Annotated in this window: 11 protein-coding genes; 9 read left to right on the forward strand and 2 right to left on the reverse strand. The window is 68.1% G+C overall.

Translation table 11 applies throughout. The features are described from left to right. Positions 1 to 38 precede the first annotated feature (38 nt). The gene (locus OH802_RS17530) at positions 39 to 923 is read right to left on the reverse strand and encodes a helix-turn-helix domain-containing protein (RefSeq protein WP_406020518.1); all 885 of its coding nucleotides are present in this window, start codon (positions 921 to 923) and stop codon (positions 39 to 41) included. A gap of 141 nt (positions 924 to 1,064) precedes the next feature. Between OH802_RS17530 and OH802_RS17535 the strand changes: the two genes are divergently transcribed. The 9 genes from OH802_RS17535 (at position 1,065) to OH802_RS17575 (ending at position 12,391) form a co-directional block, all read left to right on the forward strand. Next, complete coding sequence (locus OH802_RS17535) at positions 1,065 to 2,093, forward strand: zinc-dependent alcohol dehydrogenase family protein (protein WP_406020520.1); 1,029 nt, start codon at positions 1,065 to 1,067, stop codon at positions 2,091 to 2,093. An 18-nt stretch (positions 2,094 to 2,111) separates the two neighbouring features. Then, positions 2,112 to 2,519, forward strand: coding sequence for a cupin domain-containing protein (locus tag OH802_RS17540; RefSeq protein WP_406020522.1), 408 nt, complete (start codon positions 2,112 to 2,114; stop codon positions 2,517 to 2,519). A gap of 78 nt (positions 2,520 to 2,597) precedes the next feature. Continuing rightward, entirely contained in the window at positions 2,598 to 3,215 is a 618-nt protein-coding gene (locus tag OH802_RS17545; protein WP_406020524.1) for a (2Fe-2S)-binding protein, read from the forward strand. A 4-nt stretch (positions 3,216 to 3,219) separates the two neighbouring features. Next, a complete protein-coding gene (locus OH802_RS17550) occupies positions 3,220 to 4,200 on the forward strand; it encodes an FAD binding domain-containing protein (RefSeq protein ID WP_406020526.1) in 981 nt (326 codons plus the stop codon). Further along, a complete protein-coding gene (locus OH802_RS17555; RefSeq protein WP_406020528.1) occupies positions 4,197 to 6,404 on the forward strand; it encodes a xanthine dehydrogenase family protein molybdopterin-binding subunit in 2,208 nt (735 codons plus the stop codon). The genes OH802_RS17550 and OH802_RS17555 overlap by 4 nt, the downstream gene beginning before the upstream one ends. 194 nt (positions 6,405 to 6,598) lie before the next feature. Beyond that, positions 6,599 to 8,029 (forward strand): APC family permease, encoded by a 1,431-nt coding sequence (locus OH802_RS17560; RefSeq protein WP_406020530.1) that lies wholly within the window; start codon positions 6,599 to 6,601, stop codon positions 8,027 to 8,029. Continuing rightward, a complete protein-coding gene (locus OH802_RS17565; protein WP_406020532.1) occupies positions 8,016 to 8,318 on the forward strand; it encodes a MarR family transcriptional regulator in 303 nt (100 codons plus the stop codon). The genes OH802_RS17560 and OH802_RS17565 overlap by 14 nt, the downstream gene beginning before the upstream one ends. Before the next feature lie 258 nt (positions 8,319 to 8,576). After that, complete coding sequence (locus OH802_RS17570; RefSeq protein ID WP_406020534.1) at positions 8,577 to 11,087, forward strand: amidase; 2,511 nt, start codon at positions 8,577 to 8,579, stop codon at positions 11,085 to 11,087. 65 nt (positions 11,088 to 11,152) lie between these two features. Beyond that, positions 11,153 to 12,391 carry an asparaginase gene (locus tag OH802_RS17575; RefSeq protein WP_406020536.1) on the forward strand — a complete coding sequence of 413 codons (1,239 nt, stop codon included), beginning with the start codon at positions 11,153 to 11,155 and terminating at the stop codon, positions 12,389 to 12,391. Between the two features lie 242 nt (positions 12,392 to 12,633). Here OH802_RS17575 and OH802_RS17580 read toward each other — a convergent pair whose 3' ends face one another. Next, a complete protein-coding gene (locus OH802_RS17580; RefSeq protein ID WP_406020538.1) occupies positions 12,634 to 13,797 on the reverse strand; it encodes an MFS transporter in 1,164 nt (387 codons plus the stop codon). Positions 13,798 to 13,834 lie beyond the last annotated feature (37 nt).

Here is a 13,834-nt window from a genome sequence, read left to right on the forward strand (position 1 = left end):
GGATGCCAAGGTAATCATCGAGTCGTCTGGCCCGACCCTCAGGCAGGGCCGCTTCCGGCAGCGTACGCTGGCAGCTCGGCGCCCCAGGAAGCGAGCAGCTTGAGGCGGTCGGCCGAGGGTGAGCCGGGCTCGGCGGTGTAGACCATCAGGACCTGCCCGTGCTCGGCAGTAACGGCCAGCTCCTCATAAGCCAGGGTGACCTCGCCGACCTCGGGGTGGTGGAAGCGCTTGGTGCCGGCACCGTGCTGGCGTACGTCGTGGGCACCCCACAGGCGGCGGAAGGTGTCGCTGCAGGTGGAGAGCTCGCCGACGAGGTCCTGGAAGACGCGGTCGTGGGGGTCGCGGGCGGCCTCGGTCCGCATGATCGCGACGCACATCTCGGCGAACAGATCCCAGTCGGGGTAGAAGTCGCGCGATGCGGGGTCAAGGAACTGGAACCTGGCCAGGTTGGGGGTGCGACCGCCGTCGCCGATCATCGGTGTGTAGAAGGCTCGTCCGAGGGGGTTGGTGGCGAGCAGGTTCTGGTGGCTGTCGCGGACGAACGCGACGCCTTCGGTGATCGAGTCGAGTGCCCACTGGAGCGAGGGTCGCGGGGGCGCGGGCTTCGACGGTCGGCGCCGGGCTCGTGCTGAGGTGGGGATGCCGTCGGCGGCGCGGGCGAGGTCGAGCAGGTGGGCTCGTTCGGTGTCGTTGAGCTGGAGTGCGTTGGAGATGGCGTCGAGCACGGATGCGGAGGCGCCGCCGATCGCGCCGCGCTCGAGGCGGGCGTAGTACTCCACGCTGACGCCGGCGAGCAGTGCCACCTCGGAGCGGCGCAGTCCGGGCACCCGTCGGTTGGGGCCGGGTGGGAGCCCGGCGTCCTGCGGAGTCACCTTGGCCCGACGGGTGATGAGGAACTCGCGTACCTCTGCTCGGTTATCCATTCTCCCAGGATAAACGGCACTTTGCCGGCGAGGGGTGCCCTCCTGGTGCACCCCATGACAGTGCCTCTCGTGTTTGGCTGAAGTGACGTTGACTGATGGTCGTGGGGGAGACCCCACGACGAACTTTGACGGAGGAGCAGCATGCGTGGAGTAGTGATGCACGGGCCCGGCGACGTACGCGTCGAGGACCGCGAAGACCCGAAGATCGAGGCACCGACCGACGCGGTCATCCGGGTGACCGCGGCGTGTGTCTGCGGTTCGGACCTGTGGCCCTACCGCGGCCAGGAGCCCGCCGAGGGACTGCTGATGGGGCACGAGTACGTCGGTGTGGTCGAGGAGGTCGGCGCCGAGGTCACCACGTTGAAGCCGGGCGACTTCGTCGTCGGGTCGTTCGTGATCTCGGACAACACCTGCGAGATCTGCCAGGCCGGCTACCAGTCGCGTTGCGTGCACGCCGAGTTCGTTCACGGCGGCATCGGCACCCAGGCCGAGAAGGCGCGCATCCCGCTGGCCGACGGAACCCTCGTGGTCGTTCCCGGCGAGCCGACCGAAGAGCAGGCGAAGAGTTTGCTGGCCGCCTCGGACGTGCTGGGCACCGGCTGGTTCGCCGCCGTCGCCGCCGAGGCGGGCCCGGGCAAGACCGTCGCCGTGGTGGGCGAAGGCGCCGTGGGTCTCCTCGGTGTGCTGGCCGCCAGGCGGCTCGGTGCCGAGCGGGTCATCGCGATGAGCCGGCACGCCGACCGCCAGGCCCTTGCCCGGAAGTTCGGTGCGACCGACATCGTCGAGGAGCGCGGCGACGCCGGCGTGGAGAGGATCAAGGAGCTCACCGGTGGGCTCGGGGCACACTCGGTGATCGAGGCCGTCGGCACCCAGGAGTCGATGAACCAGGCGATCCGTGCCACCCGTCCCGGTGGCCACGTCGGCTATGTCGGTGTCTCCCACGACGTCTCGCTCGACGGTCTGGAGCTGTTCTTCTCCGGCATCCACCTGCACGGCGGCCCGGCGCCGGTACGCCGTTTCCTGCCCGATCTGGTCGAGCTGATCATGAGCGATCAGATCAATCCGGGCGAGGTCTTCGACCTGACCCTCCCGCTCGAGTCGGCGGCCGAGGCGTACGCCGCCATGGACAAGCGCCAGGCCACCAAGGTCCTGCTCACCACCGGCGCCTGAGAACGGGAGGAGTCAACCATGCAGATCACCCGAAGCTCGATCGACACCTTCAAAGGTCCCACCGACTGGTTCACCGGCGACGTCTACGTCGACCAGGTCGCCGCCGCGCCGGCACCTTCACGGCTCACTGCCAACCTGGTGCACTTCATGCCGGGCGCGCGGACCCACTGGCACCGGCACCCGTTGAGCCAGACCGTCTTCGTCACCGAGGGTGTGGGCCTGTGCCAGCGCCGCGGCGGTCCGATCGAGGTCATCCGGCCCGGTGACCGGGTGCTGTTCGAGGCCGATGAGGAGCACTGGCACGGCGCGTCTCCCAACCGGCTGATGGTGCACGTCGCTATCAACGAGGGCGACGAAGACCACCCGGTCGTGCACTGGATGACGCCGGTGACCGACGAGGAGTACGCCGCCGCACCAACCGTCTGATCCCGTCCGTTTCGGCTGGCTTTCGCGGCCCGCCGCCACAGTGATCACCCCTTGCCCGAAACTCGTGAAGGAGCATGCATGTCGACAGAACCCACCGCCGAAGAGCAAGCAGGTCAAGGAGGTCTGTCGCGGCGTACGTTCATCGCGGCCTCGGGCGCCACGACCGCGGGTGCGGTAGCGGTCTCCGCGGGGGTGTCCGTCGCGGCGGGCCCGGCGGCGGCCGACGGACCGAGCAGCACCGTGACGCTGCGGGTCAACGGCCGGCGGCATGTCGTCGACGTCGACAACCGCACCTCCTTGCTGGATCTGCTGCGTGAACACCTGGACCAGCCCGGTACGAAGAAGGGCTGCGACGCAGGCGCGTGCGGCGCGTGCACCGTCTTGGTGGGCGGGCGACGGGTCAACGCCTGCCTGACGCTCGCGGTGCGCATGGACGGTGCCGAGGTCACCACGATCGAGGGGCTGGCCGACGGCGACCAGCTGCACCCGCTCCAGCAGGCGTTCATCGACAACGACGCCCTGCAGTGCGGCTTCTGCACGCCGGGCCAGATCATGTCGGGCGTCGGGTGCATCCGGGAGGGCCACACCGGCTCCGAGAACGAGATCCGGGAGTGGATGAGCGGCAACATCTGCCGCTGCGGCTGCTACGTGAAGATCGTCGACGCGGTGCAGCAGGCCGCAGCCAAGGGGGCGTGAACCGATGTATCCGTTCGAGTATCTGCGGGCCGGAAGCCCTCGTGCGGCCATCGCGGCCGCCCAGAACGGTGGCCGGTTCATCGCCGGCGGCACCACCTTGGTCGACCTGATGCGCGAGGAGGTCGAGCGGCCCAGGGCACTGGTCGACATCTCCGACCTGCCTCTGCGGCGGATCAGGCAGACGCCTGGCGGCGGTCTGATGATCGGCGCGCTGGTGACCATGTCGGAGGCCGCGGCCGACCGCCGTGTCCGCAACGAGATCCCGGTCGTCTCCGAGGCCCTGGAGCTGAGCGCCTCGGCGCAGCTGCGCAACATGGCCACCATCGGTGGCAACATCATGCAGCGAACCCGCTGCACCTACTTCCGCGATGTCTCCGCGGCCTGTAACAAGCGTGATCCGGGTTCGGGATGTGCGGCGCTCGAGGGTTACAACCGCACTCACGCCATCTTGGGAGGGTCGTCCTCGTGCGTGGCCACGCATCCTTCGGATCTCGCGGTCGCCCTGGTTGCGCTGGATGCCGTCGTGCACCTGCAGGGTTCACGCGGGCGTCGGATCGTGACGCTGGAGGACTTCCTGCTCCGCCCTGGTCGCCACCCCGAGCGGGAGCACGATCTCGGCGAGGACGAGCTCATCACCGGCGTCGAGATCCCGGCCCAGCCGAAGCCGCTGCGCTCGGGCTATCTGAAGGTCCGCGACCGGCAGAGCTATGAGTTCGCGCTGACCTCGGCGGCGGTCGCCCTGAGCGTACGCGGCGGGGTGATCGAGTCTGCGAAGGTCGCCGCCGGGGGAGTAGGGACGGTGCCCTGGCGGCTCCGCGGTGTCGAGAAGGCGCTCGTCGGACGCCGTCCGAGCGATGAGCTGTGGCGTACGGCGGCGGCACATGCCGCCGAGGGCGCAGAGCCGCTCTCTGACAACGAGTTCAAGGTCGACCTGCTCCAGCGCACGGTCGAGCGTCAGTTGCGAGTGGTAGGAGGACGCCGATGAGCAGCCAGCCCGAGGTAGTCGTCGGCGAGCCGAAGGTCCGCATCGACGGGCGCCTGAAGGTCACCGGCAAGGCACCATACGCAGCCGACCACGGCCACGAGCACGGCATCGAGAACATGGCGTACGCCGCGATCGTGGACGCCACCATCGGTCGCGGCCGCATCACCGGGATCGACACCTCAACTGCCGAAGCACATGAGGGCGTTCTGGGAGTGGTCAGCCACGAGAACGCGCCGAAGCTGCCCTACCGGGAGAACGCGGGCTCCAACAACCTTCCCGGTGAGCGGATCCGCGTCTTCCAGAACGACCGGGTGCTCTTCTTCGGCCACCCGATCGCCGTCGTCGTCGCCGAGACCCTCGAGGCCGCACAGCACGGTGCCCGCCTCGTGGAGGTGACCTACGACGAGGAGTCGCCGACCACCGAGCTGGAGGACGGCACCCCCGACGAGCCGACCAACTACTCGCGTGGTGACGTGGAGGCCGCGCTGGCCGACGCTCCGGTCCGGCTCGACCTGACCTACAACCTCTCGCGCAACCACCACAACCCGATGGAGCCGCATGCCACCATCGCCCGCTGGGAGGACGACAAGCTCACCGTGTGGGACAAGACCCAGTGGGTCGGCGACGGCACCCAGGTCGAGCTGGCCGCGGTCTTCGGCCTGGCTCAGGACGACGTCCGCGTGCTGTCGCCCTATGTCGGTGGGGCCTTCGGGAGCGGGCTGCGCACCTGGCCGAACACGGTCATCGCCGCGGTGGCGGCCCGCGAGGTGGGTCGCCCGGTCAAGCTGGTGCTGGCCCGGCGACAGATGTATTTCAACACCGGCTTCCGGCCCGCCTACCGCTACCAACTGACGGTGGGCGCGGATCGCGACGGTCGCCTGCTCGCGACCGACCACGTCGTGCGCGCGGAGACGTCGAGCTATGAGACCTTCTCCGAGGCGGTGCTCTCGGCAGGGCAGATGAAGTACAGCACGCCGAACGTGCGGCAGGACTACCGCACCGTGCCGCTGGACGTGAACACTCCGATCTGGATGCGTGGCCCCGGGGCGGCGACCGGTGACCATGTGATCGAGACCGCGATGGACGAGCTCGCCTACGAGGTGGGCATCGATCCGATCGAGCTGCGCCGCCGCAACGAGCCGACCGAGGACGAGTCGTCTGGTCTGCCGTTCTCGACCCGTCGGCTGCTGGAGTGCTACGACGTCGGTGCGCGTGAGTTCGGCTGGTCGCGACGCAACCCCGAGCCGGCCTCGACCCGTGACGGCGACTGGCAGGTCGGCATCGGCATGGCCAGTGCCCTCTACCACACCGCGGCCGCACCGGCCCGCGCGCGCGTCAGGCTGCGGATCGACGGCACCGCACTCGTCGAGTCGGCGACCAGCGACATGGGGCCGGGGACGTACACCTCGATGACCCAGGTTGCGGCCGACGCCCTCGGCCTGACGCTCGACGACGTCGACTTCCGGCTCGGTGACTCCGCCATGCCCGCCACCCCGCCACACGGCGGTTCGATGACCATGGCCAGTGTCGGCTCGGCTGTCCAGAACGGCGCCGACAAGGTACGCCGCGAGGCCATCAACCTCGCGGTCAACGACGCGGCCTCACCGCTGCACGGCGCAGACGCGGACGACATCGTCGTACGTCGGGGGCGGCTGCACGTGCGTAACGATGCCAGCCGTGGCGAGACCTACCGTGCGCTCATGGCGCGTAACGGCCGGACCCGGATCCAGGCCACCGGCCTCTTCTCCCCGCGCGAGGAGGCGACGAAGTCGGCCTGGGCCTACGGTGCCGTCTTCGCCGAGGTCGGCGTCGATGCCCAGCTCGGCCTGGTGCGGGTGCGCCGCATGCTCGGTGTCTACGACGCCGCGCGCATCATCAACCCGCGGCTGGCCGAGAGCCAGGCGCTCGGTGGCATGGTCGGGGGCATCGGCAAGGCGCTGCTCGAGCACACGGTCACCGACCACCGCGACGGCCGCATCGTCAACGCGAACATGGCCGACTACCTGGTGCCCGTCAACGCGGACGTGCCGGACCTGAAGGCGATCTATCTCGGTGGCCGCGACGACTACCCCGACCCGATCGGCGTCAAGGGACTCGGTGAGGTCGTCATCTGCGGAGTTGCGCCGGCCATCGCCAACGCTGTCTTCCATGCCACCGGGCGCCGGGTGCGGGATCTGCCGATCACCATCGACAGCCTCCTGTGAGCCACACATAAGGCGGGCGGGGCCAGCGGCCCTGCCCGCCGGGGAGCGAGGTCGGTGATCGGGCCATGCGTGCTCGTCGACATCCAGGTGAAACATCTCCGGCGTACGGTCCCCGTGTGTCGACAAGCAACAACCCGTCGAGGTCGTCCACATCAGGGCGGCCGCGCCCTTCGTTGCGGTTCCGGGACAGTTCGGTGTTCGACGGGGTGGCCCGCCGTCAGGTCAGTGGTCTTGACCTGACGGCCCACTCTGTCGCAGTCCTTGTGCCGTCGCTGACTGCTCTGGGTTCGGGATTGGCCTTCCCCTCGATGATCGGGCCAGGGTTCTGGGTCAGCACGCTGCTGGGGTTCGCCATCGTGGGACTGTTCGTCCTGGTCTTCAATCAGTTCGCAACACGGTTCAGGTCTGCCGGAGGGCTGTACACGTTCGTTGCCAAGGGACTGGGACCGTTGCCGGCCCTGGTCGTCGCTGGTGGTCTCGTGATCGGGTACTCGGGGATGATCGGGTTCGGTCTTTCGGATGCTGCGGGCCGGACCGATGCCGCGTTGAGCTCTGCCGGGATCGGCGTGCTCGGCGGTCCGGGACGTGAGCTGATTCTGCTGGGAATCGGTGCCGTCATGTGCCTGTACGCGATCGGTCGCGGAATCCATTGGTCGACGCGCGCCGCGCTGCTCGCGGAGATCGTGAGCTTCGTGATGCTGGGTGTCGTGCTGTGTACCTGGACCGCGCGCTACGGGTTCCCGTCGTCGGCGGAGTTCTCGCTCGAGGGGGCCTCAGTCACCCGAATTCTGATGGGAGCAGGCTTCATCGTGGTGCTCACCTTGGCGTTCGAGAGCTCGGCTTCGCTCGGGTTGGAGTCGAAGCGCCCGTTCATCGAGGTGCCCTTTGCGTTGCGCTCGGGTCTGGGACTCGCTGCGGTGCTGTTCGGATTGGCCAATGTGGTGGCATCGGCCCGACCTGCCGACGCGCCATCGGTGTGGACCTGGCGCTGGTTCGCGCCTGGTGAGGATCGCTCTGTGATCGATGCGCTGGTTCTGCTCGTGCTCGCCTGGTCTCTGGTCGCACTGGCGTTGTGTATGTGGTGCGCCCTTGCCCGACTTCTGTTCTCTCTCGCCCGCGAAGGTGTCCTTCCCGCAGTGCTCGGACGGGTCAATGCTCGCGGGATTCCGATGGTGGCGGCTCTGACGGTGACACCGCTCGCGGTCCTTCCGTCGATCGCCGCAGTGCTCGTCGGCGATGGAGTCGGAGCGTTCTCCTGGGATCTGAAGGAAGCCACCGGCGTGGTCATCTGCACCGCGTACGCACTGACCGCAGTGTCCTTGGTTGCCTTTCTCAAGGCGATCGACGAGGTCTCCGCGCTCCCTGTCATCGCCGCTGTCGTGGCTGGTACAGCCGCTGCTGCCGTCGCTGTCAACGAGTTGCTGACGGAGATGCGTCAGGGTGCCTACCTCGGGGTGGGGATGCTGGTCGTCGCCTCCGTCGTCGGTTTGATGCTGAAGTGGGGCAGCAGCCGGGGTGCAGGTCGCGGTGACGATGGCCGTTACGTCGGAATGCACGACGAAGCGCTCGCGTCCACCGTGCGACTGCCACCCGACGCGCGGGGCTGCGAGCATGCCGAGGTCTGATTCCCACGGCTTCCTGGCGCGTCAACCCGGCGCGGTCGACAGCGCGTTCACGGTGCTCGAGGCGGTGGATCGGATCGGGCCGGGGGTGACGGCTCGTCAGCTGGTCGAAGCGCTGCCGATGTCCCAGGCGAGTGTCTATCGGATCATCAAGCACCTGGTCGCCAACGAGTATCTGGTGCGTACCCCAGACCTTCGCGGGTTCGTGATCGGAGAGCGGGTGCGCGTGCTGGGGACATCGCGGCCCCGCCCGGGTCAGGCTTCAGGTGTGAACCTTCCTGCCGAGGCGTAGGCACTGGCCTCGGCGGTGCCGGCCCGATGGTCCTGTTCTCATTTGGAACCACGTGGACTCAACCTCCGTGCAACGGCTTGGTGACTCGCGCTCGATCTACTGATCGCGGCAACCCGACCGGGTTGCCGCGAACACGTGGACGGTCGGACGTGGGCTCAACGTTCATGAGCGCACTCGGAGCGCTGCCGACGCCCGCACACGGAAGGGCAGTGACACTCCATGAAGAAAAGTCGAAGGGGTCGGTTCCACAGGCGACTCGTGGCCCCAACACTGGCGGCGGTCGTCGTCGCCGGCACGCTGTTGACCACCCCTGCTGCGCAGAGCCTCACCTCTGTCCCGACCACGAGCGGCGACAGCTGGAACGTCCACGACTCCGCCATTCCGGGGCTCGACACCGGCAGCGTACGGAACACGGCCGCCAATGCCCTTCAGGGTTTCGGCGGTCTGCGGGTGCGAGTCCGCGGAGGGAAGAGCCCGCTGAACGGCATCCTCCTGCGCGGGTTCGGGATCACAGGCGATGGACGTGACACCTTTACCACCACCCGCGGCGTCGAGGTCGACGGCGTGGTCGTGCAGCGTGAGCTGGCGCTCAACGGCTCGGAGAGCTACGGCCGTTTCTTCGACTCGTTCACCAACACCAGGCGTACGCCGGTCAAGATCGAAGTCGCCTTCGGCGGTCAGCTCGGATACGGCACCGGTGTCAACAGGGCCGTCCTCGCCGGTACGTCGTCGGGAGATGACGCCATCACCGACGCCGACTCCTGGGCGTCATGGTATTCCCCGTCAGCCGGTGCCGGCTCCGCCAGCCAGAACGGTCCCTCGGCCACAGTGGTAGGCACGCCCGGCCGGACCGAAGCATTCAAGACGCTCGGCAACTTCCTACGCGACCCGTTCCGCAACGCGCTGCCGACGACCGGCGACGAGGCCAACCACCCAGGGCTCGTGAGCCAGCTGGTGATCAAGCCGGGTGAGACCGCCTCGCTGGCTCACTTCGTGGTCATCGGACGCTCTGAGGTGCGTGCCCTCGCAGGTAACCCCATCCCTGCGGCCGGCACGGAGGTCGCCGCGGTGCAGGCCACAGCGGCCGACCTGGCAGCCGACCCGGATCTCGCCGGTCTCAGCACTGGTGAAGTCTGCTCGGTGGTCAACTTCGACGCCCGAGCTCTCGGCGTACGTCCGAAGACCTGCGCTCGGACGACGCACAACGCGATCCGCATCCCTGTCGCCGGAGCGACGCCGGCCAAGGCATTGGTGACGACGTCGCCGTACGACGTCGTCGGCAAGAGCATCGCGCAGCTCACCGCTGACATGGAGGCGGGCGCCACCGACGCCCAGCAGATCACCCGCGCCTACCTCGACCGCATCGCCGCCTACGACCGCGGCCCGTTCGGTCTCCATGCCGTCCTGGCGGTCGCCCCCGACGCGATGAGGCAGGCAAAGGCTGCTGACGCCGCTCGAAAGCGTGGCGACGAACGTCCACTTCTCGGCATCCCGATCCTGGTCAAGGACATCATCGACACCAAGGACATGCCGACCACCGGCGGCTCGTTGCTGTTCGACGGTTGGACCCCACAGAACGACGCGTGGCAGGTCCAGAAGCTGCGCGATTCAGGCGCGATCATCCTGGGCAAGGCCAACCTGTCGAAGTTCGCGAACAGTGGTCACTTCAGCGAGAGTGACTACGGCCAGGTCTGGAACGCCTTCGACAACTCCCGCAGCTCTATCGGCTCCAGCGGTGGCTCAGCAGTCGCGCTGGCCTCGAGCTTCGCAGCCGCCGTCATGGGCACCCAGTCCGGTGACTCGTTGTGGGGTCCGGCCGGTGCGGCGAGCCTGTACTCGCTGCGCGGCACCGACGGCATGCAGTCCAGCGCCGGCACCATGCCACTGGCGCTCATCCAGGACTACGTCGGTTTCATGGGTCAGTCCGTCGGCGACCTGGCCTCCCTGCTCGACGTCGCTGCGGTCGACAACCCCGAGGACGTGCTGGACGACGTGGCCAACGGCCACCGCCCGGCTGACTGGTCAGCGGAGCTGTCCGATGACGCGCTGCGCGGCAAGGTCATCGGCGTCCCCGCGCACGCGTTCGACGACCCGTTCGGCTCCCACGAGACCAGTGACGCGCTACGTGCGAAGTTCGCCGTGTTCGAGAAGGCCGGTGCCACGATCAAGGACATTCCCGCTGCCCCCGCCGCGCCCTCGATGGGTGATCTCGGGAGCGTCTGGTCGGAGGGGAACTATGAAGGCTGGAAGCAATGGCTCGAGGCCCATCCTGACTCTCCGGTCGGCCTCGACCAGCTGACCAGTGCCAGCTCTGGTTGGACCGAAGAGGAGCAGCGGGCGGTCGAGGCTGTGCGGGTCGACTACCGCAACCGACTCGCCGCCTGGATGGACGACAACGGCGTCGATGTGGTGCTCTACCCGACCGAGCTGAGCGACGTGCACCTCAACGACAGCTCCGGGAACAGCTTCGGACGTCGAGACCCGCAGTCCTCTGATGCGGGCGTTCCGACGATGATCTTCCCCGCGGGGGTGAACTCTCACGACCAGGTCGTCGGGTTCCAGCTGCAGGGCAAGGCATTCCAGGACGCCGAGCTGCTCGGGTTCGCCTACGCCTACGAGGCGGTGGACAACGGTCGGGTGCTCCCGTCCATCGCCCCGGCCCTGAAGTACGACAGGCACGCCAATCCCCGCGCGATCACCCCGATGGATCCGTTGGCGGACCGCCGTACCGCCGTCCGCGATCGAACTCTCGAAGGGCGAGTGTCGTGACCCATACCAGCGACCGTGCCGTCAGCCCATCGATCAACAGCAACAGCAACAGCCAAGGAGAAGACATGTCACGCCTACAGAAGCGGCGACCGTTCGTCACCGCCCTTGCCGCCACCACGGCGCTCGTCGCACTCATGGCGCCGCTCTCGGCGGCAGCCAAGACCGCGCCGTCGGCCACCGGACCCTCGGCGGCCAGCATCGTTGCCCGGTACCAGGTGCCCGACTTCCCGGAGACGCCGATCGGGCCGAAGCGCGACCCGAAGAAGCCGGACATCGTCGTGATCGACGCCGGCGGGACCTTGACGTCTCGAGCGCGCGACCGGATCAGCTACCTGCACTACCAGGGGTCGGTCGATGGTGGTGTGCAGACGATCCTGGAAGACATGTATCCGGAGCTGGCCCAGGTCGCCAACCTCACCGTGGTGCGCACGTCGTCCCTGGGGTCCTCGGGTGCCGTCAGCAACAAGACCCTGTACGACGTCTCGCGCACCGTGGACGAGCAGCTCCGCAAGAGCCGGGTCGATGGTGTGGTGGTGACAGCGGGGACCAACGTGTTGGAGGAGGACGCCTACTTCTTCGACCTGACGGTCCAGTCGAGCAAGCCTGTCGTGGTCACCGGGTCGATGCATCAGTACGGGACGTTCACCTACGACGCGTACACCAACCTGTTCAGCTCGATCCGCCTGGCGGCGAGTGGCAAGACGACATGTTTCGGCACGGTCGCCCTGCTGAACGACCAGTTCTTCGCGGCCCGCGACGTCACCAAGACCGACGGGTACCGGATGGACACCTTCGAGTCACGTGCCTACGGCGCTCTGGGTGTGGTGAACGAAGACAACATCCGCACGATGCGGGCCCCAGCCCGAGTCATGGACTGCGGGACCAAGGCATGGCGGACGCCGTTCGACCTGCGTGAGACCACGCCCGACGACTTGGCCCGCGTAGACATCGTGGGTGGGTACGTCGAGGCCTCGGCCGCGACGATCGCCGGTCCTGTGGCAGACGGTGCGCAGGGCATCGTCACCGCTGGGCACGGCCCGGGGAACATCTCCTACGCCCAGTCGCCCGCCCAACGGGCCGCCATCGCCGACGGTGTCCTCTTCGTCTCCGCGACCCGCACCGGCGGCGAGGGAACCTATGACACCGGCACTGCCGGAGTCATCGGCGCCGGCGACCTCCTGCCGCAGAAGGCACGGATGCTGCTGCAGCTCGGCCTCACCTTCGGCGACGACCAGGAGCAGGTTCGGGACTGGTTCACCACGATCGGCAACCCGGAGTTCGATTTGAGCACCTACCGGGACTGAGGCTGGTTCTGGGCCAACGGACCGAGCCGTCCAGTTCTGCCGCCGAGCTCTCGCTCGGCGGCAGAACGGTCAGCCGATCATTGGGAGCTGTAGAGGCGTATCGAATCGGCGGAGCTTGGCGCTAAGAATTCGCACAACGAGAGTCAATCTTGGCGCCACTGGTGGAATAGCGATGGGCTGGTCATCGAGGCGACCGACCACATCGGGGTCACTGCGGTACAAGTAGGAACTGGTGCCGGGCCCTAACCGGGAGGCGTCGACGAGGTCCGGCCGCCAGGACGAGCGCCACCCCTGCCCGCACCAGCCAGTACGACCACTGCGGCGATGATCGCGAGGCCGGCGTACCCGAGCGCGATCGTCTCTAACGTCAGTCCCTCCGCGGCGAGGCGTCCGGAGATCAGGCTCGGCACTGCGGCACCGCAATAGGAGAACAGGTAGACGGTCGCCATGAGCCCGGCGCGCTCGGCGGGGCCGATGCGCTGTAGGAGGCTCCGCATGGATCCGGTGAACGCCGCGCCTTGAGCGGCGCCTGCGACGATGCCGCACAGGATGACGGTGACGATCTCGCCGTTGCGCAGACCGATGACGACGCCCACCACCGAGAAGGCGAACACGACCATGCCGGCGCGCTGCGCTCGGACCGGTGAGAGGGCGCCGGCGAGCGGACCACCGACGACGTAGGGCGCCATGAAGGACGCGAAGACGACGCCGGCGATCAACGTGTTCGTGGTTCCGAGGCTCTGGGCGGAGATCGTCGGGCTGAAGGCCTGATAGAAGCCGCCGAAGGCCCAGGTTCCGCAGAATACGGCAATCGCGGCGGGCAGCAGGGGGCGGATCCTGTGTGGCAGATGTACGTGCGGGCGTAGCGACGACAACGCGCCTGGACGGCGCGCAACTGCTTCGGGAGAGACCATCAAGAGCACGGCGCAGGCGGCGAGCAGGGCTGTCACCGTCAGGTACGGCGTCTGCTCCGGCGAGGGGGCGTACTCGGCCAGCGCACCTGAGCCGATCGCCCCGACGGTCAGCCCGATCAGCGGGGCGCCTGAAACCAGAGTCGCGGCCAGCCATCGGGGTTTGGCCGGGGCGAGGTCGACGATGTAAGCGGCGACGGCCGATGAGCCCAGCCCGCAGGCCAGTCCATGGAGGGCCCGCCCGGCCATCAGCACCGGCAGTCCGGTGACGTCCAGCAGCGCGAGCGACCCCGCGGCGGCCAGGCTCACCGCGGTGACAGCGAGGGCCTTGCGCCCGACGTGGTCGGAGAGGCGACCGAGCACGACGAGGGCAATCATCACCGCGACGAAGTAGGTCACGGCGGCGATCGAGAGATCACCAGTGTCCAGACCGTCGGCGACCCGGTAGCGCTCGTAGAGCGGGATCGGGGCGCCTGAGGCAACGAACACAGCCACCAAGGACGCGGTCGCGCCAACGAAGCCTAGCCGGCGT

Origin of the sequence: Nocardioides sp. NBC_00850 (genome assembly GCF_045207335.1) — a bacterium.
Taxonomy (GTDB): domain Bacteria; phylum Actinomycetota; class Actinomycetes; order Propionibacteriales; family Nocardioidaceae; genus Nocardioides.